This is a genomic window from Shinella sp. JR1-6 (genome assembly GCF_004284735.1).
Taxonomy (GTDB): Bacteria; Pseudomonadota; Alphaproteobacteria; order Rhizobiales; family Rhizobiaceae; genus Shinella.
The window spans coordinates 418,714-437,404 of record NZ_SHMI01000006.1 but is presented as its reverse complement, the minus strand read 5'-3'; the positions used below and the strand labels follow the sequence as shown (position 1 = coordinate 437,404).

Genomic DNA, 18,691 nt, shown 5'->3' with positions numbered 1-18,691 from the left:
ACTTGCCTGCGGTGTCGCGCAGCCAGCAAAAGCCTGCCTCTCGTCGCCAAAACGTCCGGTGCTATGCATTAAGGCGGTTAGATCAGCGGCCTCGGGACCGGCCGCACCGCAATCGAAAGAATCGAAGACCTCAGTCTCCGCCGCGACCCCGCCGAGAAACACAGCAATCTCATCCAGGAATTCCGAACGCGTTCTTCGTCTCACCGAAGGAAATGCGTAGCGAGTGTACCCAAGTTGAGACTGACCATTGAAGACCCCATGAGACGTGACGGAAACCTTAACCAATTCCCCAAACTTCAACTCCGCTGCGACCAGTGAATGCCCTGCCTCATGGACCGCCGTCGCATAGATATGCTCCTCAGGCAGCGCTACCACAGGGCGCAGATGCTCCATTATGTGCGACGCGGCTAAATTTGCGCATTGTCGCCGTGCCGTCCTCTCCGCGTCATTTATGAGCAGCTTGATGTCGGCTCCTGCAAACCCTTCCGTGGCCAGATCGAACACGATCGCCTGTTCTGCGTCGAGTTCGACGCCGCTGTAATATCGGACGATTGATCGCCTAGCCGGGGCGTCGGGAAGCGGAACCTGGAGGTGTCTATTAAGGCGTCCCGCGCGACGTATGGCAGGGTCGACACGGTCAGGATAATTGCACGCCCCCAGCACGACCACACCGACACGTCGTTCGAAACCGTCAAGCAATTGCAGGAGACCGGTGATGACACCCGTCATGTAACTCTGGTGGTGATCCCCGGTGTTTCGATCACCGAACGCATCGAGTTCGTCTAAGAACAGGATGGACGGTGCCTTGGAAGCGGCATCGTCAAACGCATTACGCATCTCTTTCAAGAGCGCATCCATGGAGCCTTTCTCCTGCCATGAGGCAAAGGAGCCATAAACGATTGGCACATCGCAAGTGTTCGCCAGCGCGCGCGCGAATAGCGTCTTACCGGTGCCCGGCGGTCCTGACAGCAAAGCGCCGCTATCGACGCGATCCCAAGCGATATTGCCGGCCTTGTAGTCGGCGAGATCGGTTGCCAATTCCGTCCCCCACGCGACCGCGGGACCGAGACCGTGCAAATCCGAAAGCTTGGACCCGCCCGCATTGGGCGTGGGAGTGGCAGCCGATGTCGATATCGTCGAAACGCGCTGCAGTCTATCGAATGCGATCAACGGGGATCGACGCAATTGGAACGCTCTCTCTAGCCGCGTCCAAGACTCAGTGAGAAGCAGATCGACGTACCTGTTATCGAGAGGCACGTTGAACCGGCGAAGCGCCGCCTCCGCGTGCCTCCGGGTCCTGATGGGCACGTCTAAGATGGCATCGGCGGAAAGCTTTTCCTCATCGGTAGCCTTGTACCCAACAGGTTTGAAATAAACGACGCGCTCGCGTTCGGACACCAGTCCTTGTTGTCGTTGCCAGCGTTTCGATAGCTCGTGCACAAAGGGGCGATCCTCGTCGCCCAAACGTCCGACAAAAATTCTGCCCGCAGTTTGAAAGACCTCAAAGTCGTAGTCTTCATGCGGACACAGTATGACGTTGAAACCCGCACAGTCCCTATTCCATGGCCGGAGGGCAGCCGCAATCGCGCAGTACGCCATATAGACGGGTATGGTAATTTCCGAGGCGTCGGTCCACGGTACGCGATGCGATTTTCCGGAGCGCTTTGTCATTTATCATTCCAGTGTGGCAACACCGAGCCCAGCAACATTGTTCGATCGATAATCGCTGGCGTTACGCTTTCACTAAAGCTCCGGATTTCATCGACCTGTGCGTCCCGAGGCGATACCAGCGCGATCTAGTGCGCGCGAACTCACCGCACTCATCAATGTGGAAAAGCTCGCTCGTGTGAATCAGGCTGTGATCTTCGAGTTTCGGGTGGCCGAGAACTCTTCCAACTAGGCACGGCACTTCTCGTGTGGTGCGCATCCATGAATTTATCATGACAGCGGGTGAGCTCTCCGCTGGGGCAGGAGCGGCATCTTCGAGATCGTCCGCGAGACGCCGAAGGTCTCCAGCGAGCTTTAGACGGGACATTACCCGCCATGCCGAATCATCGTAGCTCATTGACCCTCCGAATCATTCTGGATCGTTTTTGATCCATCAAGGTATTTATAGAACCCTCCTTGGAATATGGAAGACCCCAGAGGGTATATCGTTGACATTTTTTTCGGTGACCGGCTTGTCGGACCGATGAGAATTCCAGCCCCAGCTGACGCACTACGAGCTGCCCGCGCACTCCTGAACCTGACGCAGGAATCTGCGGCTGACCGCGCTGGCGTTTTGCGACGGTCACTTTCAACGGTCGAGACGTCCGAGCGGATGCCGGAAACGAACCTCAAAATGGTTGATTTCTACGTTGCGCAAGGAATCGAGTTCCTCGGAGATGCAAAGATCGGGGGGGAGATCACCCGATCGGGCGCGAAGTGGTCTGCTCCGACCACTACCGACTTGTCAGGTAGAGCCATGACTGGCGATTTCCATATAGAGACAATTCCCGTTTCCTTGAGAGCAGCTCGCGCCCTTTGCAACAAAGAGCAGGCCGAGATTGCTGAACAGGCTAAAATGGCTCGGGAAACAGTGAAAGCGGCGGAGAAAGGGAATTGGTGGACCCCATCTCATCGAGCGCTCCAAGATTACTACGAAAGCGAGGGTATTGAATTTACCGGTTGGGGGGAAACAGCCACTGGGAAGTTCTATGGGGTCGGCGTGCGATGGAAATCGGCCGGGTCAAGTCCCGAAGACGAGCATGCTGCACTACCGTCAGACCCCGGCCTAAGTCGCCCTTAGAGAGCTCGACTGACAGTAATCGCGTGGCGGAGTAGCCTTACTGCGTGATTGGAGTGGCTATCTCTCCCTCGATAGCCAACCGCTGATGTGGCATGCTGTCTCCTCCAAACACAAAAAACGGAGTGCATGGAAGCCGGTCTTATGACCGTCTTCCATGCATACTTTTGTTTGTTTTCCGCCCGGTGGTTCCATGGTGCCATGAACGGGATCGCTGTCAACAGGTGACCCGAGACGAGCTCGGTTCACCTGTCCTTCGCATTCGCTACGGCCTCCGGTGACAACAATCCCTTATCATGGCTATCCGGAAGCATCGGGACGGGGAACATCGCTCCGTGCGGATGTTCGATCCTCCAGAAGGATCGAACAGGGAACTGAGGGATATCGGTCGACAAATGCATCTCGATCGCGAATGCTCGTTTATCTACGAATAAGCTTTTAGGAATGTGGCAGACGCAGCCACTACGACCTTTCCATCGCGCTCGGCCTCATGATGGCGCTCGGTGCCGTGCCGGGGGATGCGCTGGAGGACTACGTCGTCATCGGTGAGCTGAACCTCGATGGCACGATCGCCGCGGTCGCCGGGGCGCTGCCGGCGGCCATGGGGGCGAATGCGCTCGGCAAGGGATTGATCTGCCCCGCGGAAAACGGCGCGGAAGCCGCCTGGGCCGGCGGCGATCTCGACATCCTGGCGCCGCGCAGCCTTATTGCACTCGCCAACCATTTCAAGGGCACGCAGGTCCTGTCCCGGCCGGCGCCCGCCATCCGTACGGCAGCGGCGGGCCTGCCGGATCTTGCCGATATCCGTGGGCAGGAGAGTGCCAAGCGGGCGCTGGAGGTCGCGGCGGCGGGAAACCACAACCTCTTGATGGTCGGCCCGCCGGGCTCGGGAAAATCCATGCTCGCCGCGCGCCTTGCCGCCATCCTGCCGCCGCTCTCGCCGCGCGAGCTGCTGGAGGTCTCGATGATCCATTCCATCGCCGGCCAGCTTTCTGGCGGTCGGCTGTCGGATCGTCGGCCCTTTCGTGCACCGCACCATTCCGCCACCATGGCCGCGCTGGTCGGCGGCGGATCGCGGGCAAGGCCCGGCGAGGTGTCGCTCGCCCATAATGGTGTGCTCTTCCTCGACGAACTGCCGGAATTCTCGCCGCAGGCGCTCGATGCCCTGCGCCAGCCGCTCGAAACGGGGGAGTGCATCATTGCCCGGGCAAACCATCGGGTGAGCTACCCTGCCGCCATGCAGCTCGTCGCGGCGATGAACCCCTGCCGCTGTGGCATGGCGGGTGAACCCGGCCGCAGCTGCGCCCGCGGTCCGCGCTGCATGAGCGACTATCAGGCCCGCATTTCCGGTCCGCTGATGGACCGTATCGACATCCGCATCGACGTGCCGGCCGTTTCGGCGACGGACCTCATCCGCCCCATGGCTGCCGAGGCCAGCGAGACCGTCGCCCGCCGTGTTGCCCGTGCCCGCGTCCTGCAGGTCGATCGTTTTGCCCGGCTCGGCATGGCCTCCGTCACCAGCAATGCGCGTGCTTCGACCGCGCTCGTCGAAAAGGTGGCGGAGCCCGATCCCGGTGGCCTCCAGCTCTTGCGCGATGCCGCGGAAAAGATGCATTTTTCCGCGCGTGGCTATCACCGCATCCTCAAGGTCGCCCGCACGCTCGCCGATCTCGATGAAACGCCCATCGTCGGGCGTATTCACCTTGCGGAGGCAATCTCCTACCGCATTGCGAGCGAACGGCTTTCCGCGGCGGCGTGATCCTGGAGCATTTCCAACCGAAGCGGGATCGTTTCGGCGGCGGGCAATGCGGAAGAAACAAGGAGATAGAGCATTTCCGGTGAACACGGATTTACCGGAAATGCTCCAGCGACATGGGTGCACCGCAAAACCAAAGCCCCACCAGCCGAAGCGAAATCGCTTCGGTGCCGGATGGTGTTGAGAACGAGTTATGCAGCCACTCCGGTGAGCCGGATTTCATCGGGATTGTTCTGACGGACGCATAGATCTCCCGGTCGCCGGTGCCATTCGTCGCGCCGTTGCCGATCAAGTGCCTCCCGCCTTGGAGTCCGGGGATTGTGTCGCTGCCCGAGCCGTCCTTGATGTGGGGAGGATCGTGCCAGGTTGATCGGTGGCGGGCGAACGGTACGCCTGCCGACAGAGGCTCAAACCGGGTCTTTGAAGACGGCTTCGATAGCGTGCCCGTCGGGATCGATCACGAAGGCCGCATAGTAGGCCGGACCGTAGTGGAGCCGAAGGCCGGGCGGGCCGTTGTCGCGTCCGCCGGCGGAAAGGGCGGCCTGATGGAAGGCGTCCACCGCGCTGCGGCTCGGTGCGGCGAAAGCGACGTGAAAGCCCGGTCCCGGCGGGGCGGCGACCATGCCGCGGTCCTTCAGGCAGAGCTTGTCGCCACTGCCCGGCGGCCCGTAGCCGACGGCCTGATCCGGTTCGCCGGGGCGGATATCCGACCACACCCGCCCGTAGCCGAGCGGCGCCAGGGCCGCGTCGTAGAACGCGGCTGCGCGGAGAATGTCGCGAACGCCGAGGGAGAGATGGTGGAGCATGAAGTGCCCGCCGGGAAATGGTGGCGGCCCGCCTTGCGCATGGCGCGACGGGCCGGGAGCCTCAGCCGCCGAGACCTTCGAAGAGCGCGGTGGAAAGGTAGCGCTCGGCAAAGGAGGGGATGATGACGACGATGGTCTTGCCGGCGTTTTCCGGGCGGCTGCCGACCTTGACGGCGGCGGTGAGCGCTGCGCCGGAGGAGATGCCGACCGGTACGCCTTCCAGCCGTGCCACGAGGCGGGCATTTTCGAAGGCCTCGTCGTTCGTGACGGTCACGACCTCGTCATAGACGGACGTATCAAGGACCGCCGGCGCGAAACCGGCGCCGATGCCCTGGATCTTGTGCGGGCCGGGAGTGCCGCCGGACAGGACCGGGCTGTCGGCCGGCTCGACGGCGACGACCTTGAAACCGGGCTTCCTTGCCTTCAGCACCTGGCCGGCGCCGGTGATCGTGCCGCCGGTGCCGATGCCGGAAACGAGGATATCGACCGCGCCGTCCGTGTCGTTCCAGATCTCTTCGGCGGTCGTCCGGCGGTGGATTTCGGGATTGGCCTGGTTCTCGAACTGCTGGGGGATGATCGCGCCGGGAATGGTGGCGGCCAGCTCCTCTGCCTTGGCAATCGCGCCCTTCATGCCCTTCGGGCCTTCGGTCAGCACAAGTTCGGCACCGAGCAGCGCCAGCATCTTGCGCCGCTCGACCGACATGGTCTCCGGCATGGTGAGAATGAGGCGGTAGCCCTTGGCGGCGGCAGCGAAGGCGAGGGCGATCCCCGTATTGCCCGAGGTCGGCTCCACCAGCGTCGAGCTGCCGGGCGTGATCCTGCCATCGGCTTCGAGCGCCTCGATCATCGCCACGCCGATACGGTCCTTTACCGAGGCGATCGGGTTGAAGAATTCGAGTTTTGCAAGAAGGGTGGCCGAAACGCCCTTTTCCTTCGCAAATTTGTCGAGCCGCACGATCGGCGTATCGCCGATCGTCTCGGTGATGGAGGCGTAGATACGGCCGCGGCCGGGTTTGCGGGTGTCGGTCATCGGGTGCTCCCTCGGTTCTCGTTCCGCAGAAGATAGGAGCGAATGGTGCCGGAGACGAGTCCGGATTTCGCGACAAAAGTGCCGAAAGCGGAATAATCCGTTTCCTGCCGGCGCAAAACCGGATGAACCTTCACGCCGCGCGGGTCGCGATGTAAGCGGCGGTCCCGGCGAGAATGCCGGCGGCGACCCGGTTCATCCGCTGCAGCGCCTTCGGCTGCTTCAGGAGAAGCCTCGCGCGCGAGGCAAGGGCGATATAGGGCACCAGCACGACGAGCAGCACCACGAAGGTCGCGGCAAGCAGCATGCCGTAGTCTTCGAGGCCGATCGCCTCGAGATCGATCAGCGTCGGCACCAGCGCGACATAGAAGAGCATGGTCTTCGGGTTGCCGAGCGTCACGAAGAGACCCGAGAGGAACGACATCGTCATGCTGCTCGAGGTCCGCGCCTCGATATCCTGCGGGATGAGGCCGCTCGTCCAGAGCTTCCAGGCGATATAGCCGAGATAGAGCGCGCCTGCGATCTTGATCAGCATGAAGGTCGTGGTGAAGGTCTGGGCGATGAAGGCAAGGCCCAGGATGACCGCCGTCAGATAGATCATGTCGCCGAGGATGAGGCCGAGCCCCATGAAGAAAGTGGGCCGGAACCCCGAGCCGAGCGCCCGCGCGACGATCGCCGTGATGCCGGGACCGGGAATGATGGCAGCGATGAACAAGGCGCCACAATAGGCAAGCAGGACAGCGACGGTCATGACGGAACTCCGAAGGATCCTGTTCTTCTAGCGCACTTCCAGCCCAGGAGCGAAGCGGTTTTGTAGCGCTCTAGACGGAACGGAAAACCGGGCTTTGGAAAACTGCGCTGCACACCTTTCACGCCTCCATGGCGTCGGGGGAGATGGGCACTTGCGGCGGGCTGGAAACGCGCGATATGTCTTGTTCCCGCCATGGAGGATCGTGGATGCCCGACGTCACCAGCCTTGCCGCCTTTGCCCTCATCGCGCTCGGCATGGTGCTGACGCCGGGCCCGAACATGATCTATCTCATCTCCCGCTCGATCTGCCAGGGGCCGGCAGCCGGTCTTGTCTCGCTTGGCGGCGTGGCGCTCGGTTTCGTGTTCTACCTCATCTCCGCAGCCCTTGGCATCACCGCGCTTCTGATGGCGGTGCCCTATGCCTATGATGCGCTGCGGTTTGCCGGCGCGCTCTATCTGGCCTGGCTTGCCTGGCAAGCGCTACGTCCCGGCGGGCGCTCTGCCTTCGAGGTGAAGGCGCTGCCGCGAGACAGCAACCGCAAGCTTTTTCTCATGGGCCTTTTGACAAACCTGCTGAACCCGAAGGTCGCGATGCTCTATCTCTCGCTGCTGCCGCAGTTCATCGACCCGGCGAAGGGCGATGTCTTCCCGCAGGCACTGGTCCTCGGCGGCACGCAGGTCGCCATCAGCATCAGCGTCAATGCACTGATCGCTGTTTCCGCCGGCTCCGTTGCTGCCCTTTTCACGACTCGTCCGCGCTGGATGCTGGTGCAGCGCTGGCTCATGGGCACCGTGCTCGCGGGGTTTGCGCTGCGCATGGCGATGGATGCGCGCCGCTGATCAGAACTCGGCCATCGGCGGCAGCGCGAAAGGTTGCTCCGGCGAAAGCCCACCCGACCCGCGCAGCATGAGCACCATGTCGTTTTCGTCCGGTAGACCCGCGCCCGCCCAGTCCAGATGATCGGGTGCAAAGTGCACGGTGACACGGGCAGGTGCGGTGTGCAGGCTCGCCAGGATGTCCGCAAGGCTCGGAATGCGCGCGCCGACGACATCGAGGAGATCGACGCCGCCATCCACGCTCATCTGCCAGGCGATCGCGGTATTGGTCTCTTCCATCAGGTCGAGTCTGAGGTCCGGCATCAGCGTGGCATTGAAGAGGAACATCTCCTTCTGCCGCAGCGGCGCAAAGTGATCGGATACCGGTCGGCGTCCCTCAAGCAGGCGGCCGAGCAGCGTGACATCGGCCTCGCTGCCGATATCGAGCCGTCGAAGCGGCCCGGCCCGGCCGCCTGTCGGCGCCGGTCCTTCGAAACGATGCTGTGCCAGAACGCGAAAGCCATGGCGGCGGTAGAGATCCGGCGTATCGGTCAGAAGCACGACGGCCTCGAACCCTTCCGCATCGCAGTGCCGTAGCGCCGCTTCCATGACGTCGCGGTAGAGCCCCTTTCCACGGTATTCCGGCCGCACGGCGCCCGATTGCAGGCCCGCGGCGCGCACGAAGGTGCCGTTGACGACAAGCGGCAGGGAAAAGGCACTGATATTTGCGATGCAGCGGCCTTCGCCGTCGAACCAGGCAAAGGGGATACTGGTCGGGTCCGGTCCGCCGAGCCGGTCCATGACCGTCACATCGATGTCGAAGACATCCTCAAGTAGACCGGCGAGCGCCCGCCAGGCGGTGCTGTCGCCGAAATAGTCCGAACGGAAGGAAAGGTCTTCGCGGTGGGGCATCGACCTAGCGTACGCCAGTGGAGCCGAAACCGCCGGCTCCGCGTGTCGTCTCGCTCGCCGTCTCCGCCTCGCGCACGGCGACCTGCGTGACCGGGGCGATCACCATCTGCGCGATGCGCATGCCGCGTTCGATGACGAAGGGTTCTTCGCCGAGATTGACGAGCAGCACCTTCACCTCGCCGCGATAGTCGCTGTCGATGGTGCCGGGCGTGTTGAGGCAGGTGACGCCGTTCTTGAAGGCAAGGCCGGAGCGGGGGCGGACTTGCCCCTCGTAACCGGACGGGATTTCGAAGACGAAGCCGGTCGGCACCAGGGTGCGCTTGCCGGGCAGCAGTGTCAGCGATTGATCTTCTGCCACGGCGGCACGCAGGTCCATGCCGGCGGCGCCGCCGGTCTCGTAGGCGGGAAGTTCTATGCCCGCGCCATGCGGCAGGCGGAGAAGGCTGAGCATGGGCTGGGTGGAGGCGTGTGCGTTCATCCGCCCATAAGCCGGCCGCAGTCCCACCCCGTCAATTGCATCTTCCCGGCGGAGCCTGTAAAGACCGCGGCAACTCACAGGATATTGCAGAAAATGGCCGAAACCCTTGCAGAGGCGGTCTCCCGCCGCCGCACCTTTGCGATCATCGCGCACCCGGATGCCGGTAAGACCACCCTCACGGAAAAGCTCCTGCTTTTCGGCGGTGCCATCCAGCTCGCCGGCGAAGTGAAGGCGAAGAAGGACCGCATCCAGACCCGTTCGGACTGGATGAAGATCGAGCGTGAACGCGGCATCTCCGTCGTCACCTCGGTGATGACCTTCGAATATGACGGCAACGTCTTCAACATTCTCGATACGCCCGGCCACGAGGACTTCGCCGACGACACCTACCGCACGCTGACGGCGGTGGATGCGGCGGTCATGGTCATCGACGCCGCCAAGGGCATCGAGCCGCGCACGCTGAAGCTGTTCGAGGTCTGCCGCCTGCGCGACATCCCGATCATCACCTTCGTCAACAAGATGGACCGCGAGAGCCGCGACCCCTTCGAAATCCTCGATGAGGTGGAAGAGAAGCTGGCGCTCGACACCGCGCCCATCACCTGGCCGGTCGGCCGCTCGAAGACCTTTTGCGGCTCCTATCACCTGGCCGAGCGCACCTTCCGCGGCTCGGACACGCAAGTGCAGCCGACGAAGATCGACGACCCGGCCGTCGTGGCGAAGAACCTGCCGGAAAACGAGCGGGCCGCCTTCACCGAAGAGCTTGAACTCGCCCGCGAGGCCTGCCGGCCCTACGATCAGGAGGCCTTCCTTGAGGGGCACATGACGCCGGTCTTCTTCGGCTCGGCGCTGCGGAATTTCGGCGTGCGAGACCTCATCAACGCACTCGGCGCCTTCGCGCCGCCGCCGCGCGATCAGGTGGCGGATGTGCGCAAGGTCCACGCCTCGGAAGACAAGATGACGGCCTTCGTCTTCAAGATCCAGGCGAACATGGACCCGAACCATCGCGACCGCATCGCCTTTGCCCGCGTCTGCTCCGGCATGCTGGAGCGTGGCATGAAGGTGCGCCTTGCCCGCACGGGCAAGACGATCGGCCTTTCCGCCCCGCAGTTCTTCTTCGCCTCGCAGCGCCAGCTGGCCGATACGGCCTATGCCGGCGACGTGGTGGGGATTCCCAACCATGGCACGCTGCGCATCGGCGACACGCTGACGGAAGGCGAGGCGCTGGTCTTCGAAGGCGTGCCGAACTTCGCGCCGGAAATCCTGCGCCGCGTGCGGCTGGAAGACGCGATGAAGGCCAAGAAGCTGAAGGAGGCGCTCCAGCAGATGGCGGAGGAGGGCGTCGTGCAGCTCTTCTCGCCGGAAGACGGCTCGCCCGCCATCGTCGGCGTCGTCGGTGCGCTGCAGCTCGACGTGTTGAAGGAGCGGCTTTCGGCGGAATATGGCCTGCCGGTCTCCTTCGAAATGTCACGCTTTTCCGTCTGCCGCTGGATTTCCTCGGACAGCGCGGCGGAGCTGGACAAGTTCGTCACCCAGCGCCGCGGCGATATCGCCCGCGACCTTGACGGCGACCCGGTCTTCCTGGCGCAGGATGCCTTCTCGCTGCGCTACGAGGCAGAGCGGTATCCGGCAATCAAGATGGTTGCCATCAAGGAATACCACGTCACAAAGGCTTGATTGGGCGGGTTACCTGCCTGCGAATCCATCGGCCGCCTTCTCCCTGCGGATAGGGGGAAGGATGCATGGCACCGGGGGCAAACGCTCCTGGACGCCACTTTCGGCGTGACAGGCGCCGCGTCATTTGCGAAAACTCGTTTAAGACAGGGGCGTCCGCCGGAAGGCGGGCTGAGAAGCACCCTTTGAACCTGAACCGGATCATGCCGGCGGAGGGAGTCGAACGGGTGCCGCATCGCAGCCACCCCGAGGCCACTCCTGCCGAAAGGAGGCGAGATGGCCGACACAATCGCAAACATTCTCTCGATCGCGGGCTCCGATCCCTCGGGCGGCGCGGGCATACAGGCGGATCTCAAGACGTTTGCCGCGCACGGTGCTTACGGTATGGCGGCCCTGACGGCCCTGACGGCGCAGAATACGCAAGGCGTTTCCGGCGTGCATCTGGTGCCGCCCGGCTTCGTGGCGGCGCAGATCGCCGCGGTTTTCGCCGATATCCGGGTGGATGCGGTGAAGATCGGCATGATCGCCTCGGCAGAGATCGCCGAAGCCGTGGCCGCTGCCCTCTCGCCGCATCGTGATGTGCCCATCGTGCTCGACCCGGTCATGGTCGCCAAGGGCGGGGCTTCGCTCCTGGCGCAGGAGGCCGTCGCCGCACTGACGCGCCAGCTGCTGCCGCGCGCAAGCGTGCTGACGCCGAATCTGCCGGAGGCGGCTGCCCTCCTGGGCGAGGCGGAGGCCGTGGACCGGGCTGGTATGGAGGACCAGGCAAGGCGGCTGCTTGGCTTCGGGCCGAAGGCGGTGCTGCTGAAGGGCGGTCATCTGCCGGGCAGCGAGAGCCCCGACGTGCTCGCGACGCCAGACCGGCTGCACTGGTTCGAGGGTGTGCGGGTGCTGACACGCAACACGCATGGCACCGGTTGTTCCCTGTCGAGCGCAATCGCAGCCGAACTCGGCAAGGGACTGGCGCTCCCCGATGCCGTGGCGGCGGCCAAGCGCTTCATCGCCGGTGCCGTGCGCATGTCGGATGCGCTGACCGTCGGCTCCGGCCACGGCCCGCTGCATCATTTTCACGCTCTTTAGGACCGGTCGGCAGCCCGCTCAGGCCGTTACCGGTCGGCGAGTGCAAGCCTGAGGCCCATGAGGCCGAGGGCGGCGGCGAAGCTGCGCTGCATCCAGACGATGACCGCCGGCCGGCTCAGCACCTGCCGGCGCAGGCCGGCGGCAAGCGCTCCATAGCCGACGAAGACAAGGAAGGTGAGCGCCATGAAGATGCCGCCGAGGACGAGCATCTGTCCGGTGGCATCGCCGGAAGTGCCCGCCGGGATGAACTGCGGCAGGAAGGCGAGAAAGAACAGCGAGAGCTTCGGATTGAAGATGTTGGTGAAGATGCCCTTGCGCACGATCCTTGCCGCGCCGCCGACCGGTGCCTGCTCCGGCCCGACATCCAGCGCATTGCTGTCCTTCAGCAGGCTCCAGGCGATGAACAGGAGATAGGCGACGCCGATATAGCGCAGCACCTCGAAGGCGAGCGCACTGGCATGCAGCACGGCGGCGAGGCCAACGACGCTGGCGAGGATATGCGGGATGATGCCGAGCGTGCAGCCGAAGGCGGCCAGAACGGCAGCGCGGAACCCGCCGCTGATGCCGAGCGCCAGCGTATAGATCACGCCGGTGCCGGGCAAAAGGATGACGACGAGCGAGGTAATGAGGAATTCGGAAGTCATGTCTGGTTCCATGCGGCTTGAAAGACGGCAGGGAATACCGGACGGGCGGCGCGGGTCTTGAACGAAATTGCGGGATGCAGGCCGTTCAGGCGCGGGCGGCGAGATAGGTGCCGGGTGTGTAGCCGTAGCGGCGGGTGAAATTGCGCGTCATGTGGCTCTGGTCGGCAAAGCCGGACGCAATCGCTGCCTCGGCGAGCGGCGTGCCGGAAGCAATCAGCCGCCGGGCAAGCTCGGTGCGGCGCTGGAGCAGGTAGGCATGCGGTGTCAGGCCGGTGAGGCGGGCAAAATCGCGCACCAGCCGGAAGCGGCCGAGCCCACACTCGCTGGCAAGGTTTTCCAGCGTCACGGCCGAGGCCGGATCGCCGTCGAGCCGGTCACGGGCACGGCCGATCGCCGCGGGACCGTCCTGCCGCGGCGCCTGTTCGCGCAGCACGGCGGCAAGCAGCAGGAGAAGCTGTTCTTCGCGGCCGAGCGCGCCGGCGCTTGCGTCGAGAAGCAGGGTGAGCAGCCTCGAAAGCAGGCCCGCAATGCGCCCGTCCTCCAGCACCGGCGCGTAGAATTCCTCGCGCGGTCGCCCTTCGAAAATATCTTCGGCGGCCGCTTGGACGAGCGCGGGCTGCAGGTAGAGCATGTGCCAGGCACGCGCGGCGCCGCCGATTGGCGCGCCGTCATGCACCTCGCCGGGATTGACGGTAATCGTGTTGCCGGCCGCTGCCTCCACCAGCCCGCGCCCGCTCGCCGATTTCTGCGCGCCGCGTTCGATGAGGCCGATGCCGTAGGTCTCGTGCGTATGGCGCGCGAAGGTATGCCGGCTGTCGGCAAAGACCGCCTCGATACCGTCGAGGCCCGTTCGCACGATCTGGAAACGCTCCGTCGCCATGGTTCAATCCGTCGCGACGCCGGGAAGCGCCGTCGCTTCTCCGAACCAGTCGAGGGCCGAGCGGCACCAGATCTGGCTTTTCGGGGAAAGCGCGGCGCGCTGGTTGATGCTGCCCCAGCGGATGCCCCACGTTGCAGCATCGGTGTCCGTGCCTGTCGTGAACAGCGGCGAACCGCATTCGGGGCAGAAATACTGCAGGCGCTTGCGGCCGTTCTCGGCCGTCTTCGTGTAGAGTTTCGGCGGATTGCCGGTGAGGCGCAGGGCGTCCTTCGGAAGGCTCGCGGTGACGCGGTAGGGCGAGCCGGTCAGCCGCTGGCAATCCGTGCAATGACAGATGGAGACCGCCTCGGGGTCGATCTCGGCTTCGTAGGTGACGAAGCCGCAATGGCATTGGCCGTCGATCCGCATGGTCTATCCTTCCGCCGCGGGACAGGGCGGAAGGATAGGGTTTCGCAGCCGCGCGTCAATGCGCCGGCTTGATGAAGGTGCCGTTCTGCAGTTCGCGCATCGCCTGCTGCAGCTCCTCGCGCGTGTTCATCACGATCGGACCATGCCAAGCGACGGGCTCCTGGATCGGCTTGCCGGTAACGAGCAGGAAGCGGATGCCCTTCTCGCCGGCCTGAACCGTCACCTCGTCGCCCGTGTCGAAGACCACGAGCGTGCGGTTGCCGGAGAGATCGCGAATGTTCAGTTCCTCGCCCTGGTACTCCTTCTCCACCTTCACGCCGAACGGCTTGGAGGCATCGCGGAAGGTGCCCGAACCGGCGAAGATATAGGCGAAGGCGGAGCGGTAGGTGTCGACGGGCAGCACCTTGCGCTTGCCCGGCGGTACGGAAACGTCAAGATAGACCGGTTCGGCGGCGATGCCGTCAACCGGCCCGCTCCGGCCCCAGAAGCTTCCGCTGATGATGCGCACCGCCGTGCCGTCGTCATCGACGACGACGGGGATGTCGGCGGACTTGATGTCCTGGTAGCGCGGCGCGGTCATTTTCAGCGAGGAGGGCAGGTTGGCCCACAGCTGGAAACCGTGCATCTTGCCGGCAAAGTCGCCACGCGGCATTTCCTGATGCAGGATGCCGCTGCCAGCGGTCATCCACTGCACATCGCCGGCACCCATGACGCCGTTGTTGCCGAGGCTGTCGCCGTGTTCCACGGTGCCGGCCAGCACATAGGTTATGGTCTCGATGCCGCGATGGGGATGCCAGGGGAAGCCGCGGATGTAGTCCGCAGGGTTGTCGTTGCGGAAATCGTCCATCATCAGGAAGGGATCTGTCATCGAGGGATCACCGAACCCGAAGACGCGGTGCAGCTTGACGCCGGCGCCTTCCATGGTCGGCTGGGCGATGCTTTCGTGCTTGACGGGGCGTATGGACATCGGGAGGTCCTTTCGGTCGGGTTGCTTGCAGCCCTTATACGCCCCGGTCATTGTTCACGAAATCCGGCGCCCGGGAAACGGACCGTTCACAAAACGCATGTTCCGCCGGAAACTGCGCCCTTTGCTGCTGTCATCATAATGACACGCATGGTTTCGGCCCGTTTACATTCGTTAACGCAATTTTACCCATTTGCGTTGAAAATCCGGGCAGTGCCATGGTTAATGCGTCGGGTCCATCACCGGTTCGTGCCGGTCTTCGAAAGCGAGAGTAGCGTCATGTGCCGTTGGGCAGCCTATCGTGGAGAGCCGCTTTTCCTTGAGGAACTGGTGTCCTCGCCTGCCCATTCGCTGATCGAGCAATCCCACTGCGCCACCCGTGCCAAGACGGCGACCAATGGCGACGGTTTCGGCATCGCCTGGTATGGCGAGCGAGCGGAGCCCGGCCGCTACCGCGACATCCTGCCCGCCTGGTCGGATTGCAACCTGCGCAGCATTGCCAGCCAGGTGCGCTCGCCGCTGTTCCTTGCCCATGTGCGTGCCGCAACCGGCGGCGGAACGCGGCGCGACAATTGCCATCCCTTCGTCAACGGCATCTGGTCCTTCATGCACAATGGCCAGATCGCCGACTTCGAGCACCTGCGCCGGCCGCTCGAAACCATGCTCGACAACGACCTCTACATGGCCCGCACCGGCTCGACGGATTCCGAGCTGCTCTTCCTGCTCGCCCTGCAGTTCGGCCTTGCCCGCGACCCGCTCGGCGCGATGGCCGAGACGATCGCCTTCGTCGAGCGGCTCGCCGCCCATCTGGAGCGCCGCGTGCTCGTGCGCTTCACCGCCGCCTTCACCGATGGCGACCAGCTCTATGCGGTGCGGTATGCGACGGACTACGCCGCGCCGACGCTCTATGCCGCGCCAATGGGTGCGACGGGCGGCTATTGCCTGGTCTCCGAGCCGCTGAACGACGATACGGAAGCCTGGGTGGAAATCCCCGATGGCAGCGCCGTCGTGCTCGGCGAAAACGGCGTCGATGTGCGCATCTTCTCTCCCGCTGGCCGGCCGGCACAGGCGATGGAAGGGCGTCTCGCCCTCGTCAAGTAAGCCGTTCGGCAATCCAGCCGGCAAGGCGACCGGCGACGTCGTCCTTCGAAAGATCCGGCCATTGCTCGACGCCGCCGGCGGTGATCAGCTTCACGCTGTTGCGCATGCCACCCATGATGCCCGTTTCCGGCGAGACGTCGTTGGCGACGATGAGGTCGGCGCCCTTCTTCTGCAGCTTCACCCGGCCGTTGTTCTCGACATCCTGCGTCTCGGCGGCAAAGCCGACGACGACCTTCGGGCGTTTGGCATGATGGCCGACGGTCTTCAGGATATCCGGGTTCTCGGCGAGCATCAGCGGGGGCGGTCCTTCGCCCGGCTGCTTCTTGATCTTCTCGCTGTTCGGTGTTGCCACGCGCCAGTCGGCGACGGCCGCGACCATGACGGCGATATCCGCGGGCAGTACGCCGAGGACCGCCTGCAGCATCTCGTCCGCCCGCTCGACCTTCACCACCTTGACGCCCGGCGGATCGCTGAGCGTGACGGGGCCGGACACCAGCGTCACCTCGGCCCCGAGCCGGGCGAGCGCTGCGGCGATGGCGTGGCCCTGCCGGCCGGAGGAGCGGTTCGCGATGTAGCGCACGGGGTCGATAGGCTCATGGGTCGGCCCGGACGTAACGACGGCCTTGCGGCCGGCCAGCGGCCTTGCGTTACCATCGAGCAGGCCTTCCACCGCTGCGACGATCTCGAGCGGTTCGGCCATGCGGCCAAGGCCGGCTTCGCCGCCCTCCGCCATCTCGCCGGCATTGGGGCCGACAAAGGCAAGCCCGTACCCCCGCAGCGTCTCGACATTGCGCCGGGTCGCCGGATGCGACCACATTTTCGGGTTCATGGCGGGAGCCAGCAGCACCGGCCGGTCGGTGGCGAGCAGCACCGTGGAGGCAAGGTCGTCGGCGAGGCCGTTCGCCATCTTCGCCATGAGATCGGCCGTGGCGGGGGCGACGACGATGAGGTCGCAATCGCGCGCCAGCCGGATATGCCCGACATCCTGTTCGTCTTCGCGGGAAAAGAGGTCGGTATAGACATGGCCGGCCGAAAGCGCGCCGACGGCAAGCGGCGTGACGAATTGCTGCGCGCCCGCCGTCATGACCGGACGAACCTCGGCGCCGCGCTCGCGCAGCCGGCGGATCAGGTCGAGGCTCTTGTAGGCGGCGATGCCGCCGGACATGACGAGGAGGATGCGTTTTCCAGCAAGCGACATGGTGGGTCCCAAACAATTCCAGCAAAAGCGCTGAAGCGGTTTTGCGCCCGCAATCGTGTGAAAACAAGACGCTGGAGTGTTTTCGTGCTTCGAAGAAGCGCGGAAACCTCCAGCCGCCTGTAGCGCATGCCCCACGCTCGGAAGGGCGACTGCTCCGTCCTGCCCGTTGCGGCAGTGTTTTCAGGTCTTGTCCGGCGGCGGTTCCCCAACCGTGGCCGGCAAGGCGCCTAGTGGCAGACCTTCACCTTCTTGATGACGAGGTTGCCGTAGTAGTCGTATTTCTTGATCTTCTTCCAGAAGCACTTCGGCTTATGGCCGTAGTAGTGCGTGGCAAGCTCGACGGCGCTTGCCGACCGGATCGTCGCGGGGTCCGGCGTCATGCCGGCGAGCGACGGTGCGGCGGAAGCACCAAGGGACATGGCAGTAATGGCGATGGAAACAAGGATCTTGCGCATGGACGGCTCCCCTCTGGCCCTTTGGAGAATACGGTCTTGCAATGCAATATGTCGGTTATTCCGACTTTTCTAAAGTAGCATCTTTCCCGTCCTGCGGGAACAGGCGCGGCGGGCCAAGACAGGGTGATTCAGGTGTCGTCGTTCGGAATGTTCAGCACATGGCCGCAGGCCTTGCAGTGCACGGCATCGGTCTCGTGGCGCGAGAGGCCGCATTGCGGGCAAGGGAAGTTCACCTTGTAGGGCCGCACGATCGCCTGCGCGAGGCGGACGAAGAGCGAGATGCCGATGATCATCGTGACGATGGACGTGAGCTTTCCCAGCGTGCCGGGCAGGGTGATGTCGCCGAAGCCGGTGGTCGTGACGGTCGCGACGGAGAAATAGAGCGCGTCGACGAAGCCTTCGAAACCCTCGGCGCTGTAGAAGAAGTTGCTGTAGACGAAGCCGGTGACGAGGAAGAGGAAGACGAGGAAATTCACGCAGGCCTGGATGACCTCCTCCTTCTCGCCTTGCCCGATGCGGTGCAGCAGCAATGTCACCAGCTTGCTCTGGCTGATCGCCCAGATGCGCAGGACACGCAGGAAGGCGAAATTGTGCAGCTGATTGGGAAAGAGCAGTGTGCCGAGCACGACGATATCCACCCAGGTCATCGGCCGCGTTGCCCAGTAGCGCAGGTTCGGCGCGATCAGCGCCCGTGCGGCGAGCTCGAAGGCGATGATGGCGGCGATGACGTAATCGACGATGATGTAGGCCGGCCCGGTGCGCAGATACGGGCCGGCGATGAAGAAACCGAGGATCACGATATCGACGAAGAGCATGGTGACCTGGAAACGGATCGCCTCCCGGTCGCGGCCGAAATAGAGCCCGCGCAACTGCCGCCGCACCCGTTCGAGAAAGGGCGGCGGTTCGGTTGCGGTCAGAGGTTCGTCAGCCATGCCGAAAGACTAGCGCCCGCCAAAGGCC

Annotated in this window: 19 protein-coding genes, 1 pseudogene and 1 riboswitch; of the genes and pseudogenes, 5 read left to right on the top strand and 15 right to left on the bottom strand. The window is 63.9% G+C overall.

The genetic code is table 11. The features are described from left to right. The coding region (locus EXZ48_RS14395) for an AAA family ATPase (protein ID WP_130516586.1) at positions 1 to 1,671 on the bottom strand (1,671 nt) is incomplete at its 3' end. A gap of 61 nt (positions 1,672 to 1,732) precedes the next feature. Next, positions 1,733 to 2,035 carry a DUF6634 family protein gene (locus tag EXZ48_RS35930; protein WP_371687659.1) on the bottom strand — a complete coding sequence of 101 codons (303 nt, stop codon included), beginning with the start codon at positions 2,033 to 2,035 and terminating at the stop codon, positions 1,733 to 1,735. Between the two features lie 1,207 nt (positions 2,036 to 3,242). On the opposite strand from EXZ48_RS35930, the pseudogene EXZ48_RS14385 reads away from it, so the two are divergent. Beyond that, positions 3,243 to 4,544 (top strand): annotated as a pseudogene (locus EXZ48_RS14385) (YifB family Mg chelatase-like AAA ATPase); the annotation flags it as partial. Positions 4,545 to 4,635: 91 nt separating this feature from the next. Here the strand turns inward: EXZ48_RS14385 and EXZ48_RS14380 are convergent. The 4 genes from EXZ48_RS14380 to EXZ48_RS14365 all read right to left on the bottom strand — a co-directional run bounded on the left by EXZ48_RS14380 (position 4,636) and on the right by EXZ48_RS14365 (position 7,125). Next, entirely contained in the window at positions 4,636 to 4,833 is a 198-nt protein-coding gene (locus EXZ48_RS14380) for a hypothetical protein (protein WP_130516583.1), read from the bottom strand. A gap of 115 nt (positions 4,834 to 4,948) precedes the next feature. After that, positions 4,949 to 5,347 (bottom strand): VOC family protein, encoded by a 399-nt coding sequence (locus EXZ48_RS14375; protein WP_130516581.1) that lies wholly within the window; start codon positions 5,345 to 5,347, stop codon positions 4,949 to 4,951. A gap of 61 nt (positions 5,348 to 5,408) precedes the next feature. Then, positions 5,409 to 6,377 (bottom strand): cysteine synthase A, encoded by a 969-nt coding sequence (gene cysK, locus EXZ48_RS14370; RefSeq protein WP_130516579.1) that lies wholly within the window; start codon positions 6,375 to 6,377, stop codon positions 5,409 to 5,411. A 130-nt stretch (positions 6,378 to 6,507) separates the two neighbouring features. Continuing rightward, entirely contained in the window at positions 6,508 to 7,125 is a 618-nt protein-coding gene (locus EXZ48_RS14365; protein ID WP_050742668.1) for a LysE family translocator, read from the bottom strand. 206 nt (positions 7,126 to 7,331) lie between these two features. Here EXZ48_RS14365 and EXZ48_RS14360 point away from each other — a divergent pair, with 206 nt between their 5' ends. Continuing rightward, the gene (locus EXZ48_RS14360; RefSeq protein ID WP_130516577.1) at positions 7,332 to 7,964 is read left to right on the top strand and encodes a LysE family translocator; all 633 of its coding nucleotides are present in this window, start codon (positions 7,332 to 7,334) and stop codon (positions 7,962 to 7,964) included. Here the strand turns inward: EXZ48_RS14360 and EXZ48_RS14355 are convergent, their stop codons facing one another. Together EXZ48_RS14355 and dut are read right to left on the bottom strand one after the other, a co-directional pair. Then, positions 7,965 to 8,852: a GNAT family N-acetyltransferase gene (locus EXZ48_RS14355; RefSeq protein WP_130516574.1), complete on the bottom strand. Its 888-nt coding sequence runs from the start codon at positions 8,850 to 8,852 to the stop codon at positions 7,965 to 7,967. 4 nt (positions 8,853 to 8,856) lie between these two features. Next, on the bottom strand, positions 8,857 to 9,330 hold the full coding sequence (gene dut / locus EXZ48_RS14350) for a dUTP diphosphatase (RefSeq protein WP_050742665.1): 474 nt from the start codon (positions 9,328 to 9,330) through the stop codon (positions 8,857 to 8,859). Positions 9,331 to 9,423: 93 nt separating this feature from the next. Here dut and EXZ48_RS14345 point away from each other — a divergent pair, with 93 nt between their 5' ends. After that, entirely contained in the window at positions 9,424 to 11,004 is a 1,581-nt protein-coding gene (locus EXZ48_RS14345) for a peptide chain release factor 3 (RefSeq protein WP_023511945.1), read from the top strand. Between the two features lie 135 nt (positions 11,005 to 11,139). Beyond that, positions 11,140 to 11,236, top strand: a riboswitch (TPP riboswitch). Between the two features lie 41 nt (positions 11,237 to 11,277). Continuing rightward, complete coding sequence (gene thiD / locus EXZ48_RS14340; RefSeq protein WP_130516572.1) at positions 11,278 to 12,081, top strand: bifunctional hydroxymethylpyrimidine kinase/phosphomethylpyrimidine kinase; 804 nt, start codon at positions 11,278 to 11,280, stop codon at positions 12,079 to 12,081. 26 nt (positions 12,082 to 12,107) lie between these two features. Here thiD and EXZ48_RS14335 read toward each other — a convergent pair whose 3' ends face one another. The 4 genes from EXZ48_RS14335 to EXZ48_RS14320 all read right to left on the bottom strand — a co-directional run bounded on the left by EXZ48_RS14335 (position 12,108) and on the right by EXZ48_RS14320 (position 14,980). Next, positions 12,108 to 12,725: a LysE family translocator gene (locus EXZ48_RS14335; protein WP_130516570.1), complete on the bottom strand. Its 618-nt coding sequence runs from the start codon at positions 12,723 to 12,725 to the stop codon at positions 12,108 to 12,110. A gap of 85 nt (positions 12,726 to 12,810) precedes the next feature. Continuing rightward, positions 12,811 to 13,605 carry an AraC family transcriptional regulator gene (locus tag EXZ48_RS14330; protein WP_130516568.1) on the bottom strand — a complete coding sequence of 265 codons (795 nt, stop codon included), beginning with the start codon at positions 13,603 to 13,605 and terminating at the stop codon, positions 12,811 to 12,813. A 3-nt stretch (positions 13,606 to 13,608) separates the two neighbouring features. Next, positions 13,609 to 14,013 carry a GFA family protein gene (locus EXZ48_RS14325; RefSeq protein WP_023515492.1) on the bottom strand — a complete coding sequence of 135 codons (405 nt, stop codon included), beginning with the start codon at positions 14,011 to 14,013 and terminating at the stop codon, positions 13,609 to 13,611. Positions 14,014 to 14,068: 55 nt separating this feature from the next. Beyond that, positions 14,069 to 14,980 carry a pirin family protein gene (locus EXZ48_RS14320; RefSeq protein WP_024270233.1) on the bottom strand — a complete coding sequence of 304 codons (912 nt, stop codon included), beginning with the start codon at positions 14,978 to 14,980 and terminating at the stop codon, positions 14,069 to 14,071. A gap of 276 nt (positions 14,981 to 15,256) precedes the next feature. Here EXZ48_RS14320 and EXZ48_RS14315 point away from each other — a divergent pair, with 276 nt between their 5' ends. Continuing rightward, on the top strand, positions 15,257 to 16,078 hold the full coding sequence (locus EXZ48_RS14315; RefSeq protein WP_023516246.1) for a class II glutamine amidotransferase: 822 nt from the start codon (positions 15,257 to 15,259) through the stop codon (positions 16,076 to 16,078). Here the strand turns inward: EXZ48_RS14315 and coaBC are convergent. The 3 genes from coaBC to EXZ48_RS14300 form a co-directional block, all read right to left on the bottom strand. Further along, positions 16,071 to 17,276 (bottom strand): bifunctional phosphopantothenoylcysteine decarboxylase/phosphopantothenate--cysteine ligase CoaBC, encoded by a 1,206-nt coding sequence (coaBC, locus tag EXZ48_RS14310; protein ID WP_130516566.1) that lies wholly within the window; start codon positions 17,274 to 17,276, stop codon positions 16,071 to 16,073. The two genes, EXZ48_RS14315 and coaBC, sit on opposite strands and share 8 nt — an antisense overlap. A 227-nt stretch (positions 17,277 to 17,503) precedes the next feature. After that, the gene (locus EXZ48_RS14305) at positions 17,504 to 17,731 is read right to left on the bottom strand and encodes a hypothetical protein (RefSeq protein WP_050742659.1); all 228 of its coding nucleotides are present in this window, start codon (positions 17,729 to 17,731) and stop codon (positions 17,504 to 17,506) included. A gap of 128 nt (positions 17,732 to 17,859) precedes the next feature. Then, a complete protein-coding gene (locus EXZ48_RS14300; protein WP_050742658.1) occupies positions 17,860 to 18,663 on the bottom strand; it encodes a potassium channel family protein in 804 nt (267 codons plus the stop codon). Positions 18,664 to 18,691: the final 28 nt, after the last annotated feature.

Coding starts and splice junctions, on each gene's coding strand:
- EXZ48_RS35930 (WP_371687659.1), bottom strand. CDS start 2,035: ATGTCCCGTCTAAAGCTCGCTGGAGACCTTCGGCGTCTCGCGGACGAT.
- EXZ48_RS14375 (WP_130516581.1), bottom strand. CDS start 5,347: ATGCTCCACCATCTCTCCCTCGGCGTTCGCGACATTCTCCGCGCAGCC.
- cysK (WP_130516579.1), bottom strand. CDS start 6,377: ATGACCGACACCCGCAAACCCGGCCGCGGCCGTATCTACGCCTCCATC.
- EXZ48_RS14365 (WP_050742668.1), bottom strand. CDS start 7,125: ATGACCGTCGCTGTCCTGCTTGCCTATTGTGGCGCCTTGTTCATCGCT.
- EXZ48_RS14360 (WP_130516577.1), top strand. CDS start 7,332: ATGCCCGACGTCACCAGCCTTGCCGCCTTTGCCCTCATCGCGCTCGGC.
- EXZ48_RS14355 (WP_130516574.1), bottom strand. CDS start 8,852: ATGCCCCACCGCGAAGACCTTTCCTTCCGTTCGGACTATTTCGGCGAC.
- dut (WP_050742665.1), bottom strand. CDS start 9,330: ATGAACGCACACGCCTCCACCCAGCCCATGCTCAGCCTTCTCCGCCTG.
- EXZ48_RS14345 (WP_023511945.1), top strand. CDS start 9,424: ATGGCCGAAACCCTTGCAGAGGCGGTCTCCCGCCGCCGCACCTTTGCG.
- thiD (WP_130516572.1), top strand. CDS start 11,278: ATGGCCGACACAATCGCAAACATTCTCTCGATCGCGGGCTCCGATCCC.
- EXZ48_RS14335 (WP_130516570.1), bottom strand. CDS start 12,725: ATGACTTCCGAATTCCTCATTACCTCGCTCGTCGTCATCCTTTTGCCC.
- EXZ48_RS14330 (WP_130516568.1), bottom strand. CDS start 13,605: ATGGCGACGGAGCGTTTCCAGATCGTGCGAACGGGCCTCGACGGTATC.
- EXZ48_RS14325 (WP_023515492.1), bottom strand. CDS start 14,013: ATGCGGATCGACGGCCAATGCCATTGCGGCTTCGTCACCTACGAAGCC.
- EXZ48_RS14320 (WP_024270233.1), bottom strand. CDS start 14,980: ATGTCCATACGCCCCGTCAAGCACGAAAGCATCGCCCAGCCGACCATG.
- EXZ48_RS14315 (WP_023516246.1), top strand. CDS start 15,257: ATGTGCCGTTGGGCAGCCTATCGTGGAGAGCCGCTTTTCCTTGAGGAA.
- coaBC (WP_130516566.1), bottom strand. CDS start 17,276: ATGTCGCTTGCTGGAAAACGCATCCTCCTCGTCATGTCCGGCGGCATC.
- EXZ48_RS14305 (WP_050742659.1), bottom strand. CDS start 17,731: ATGCGCAAGATCCTTGTTTCCATCGCCATTACTGCCATGTCCCTTGGT.
- EXZ48_RS14300 (WP_050742658.1), bottom strand. CDS start 18,663: ATGGCTGACGAACCTCTGACCGCAACCGAACCGCCGCCCTTTCTCGAA.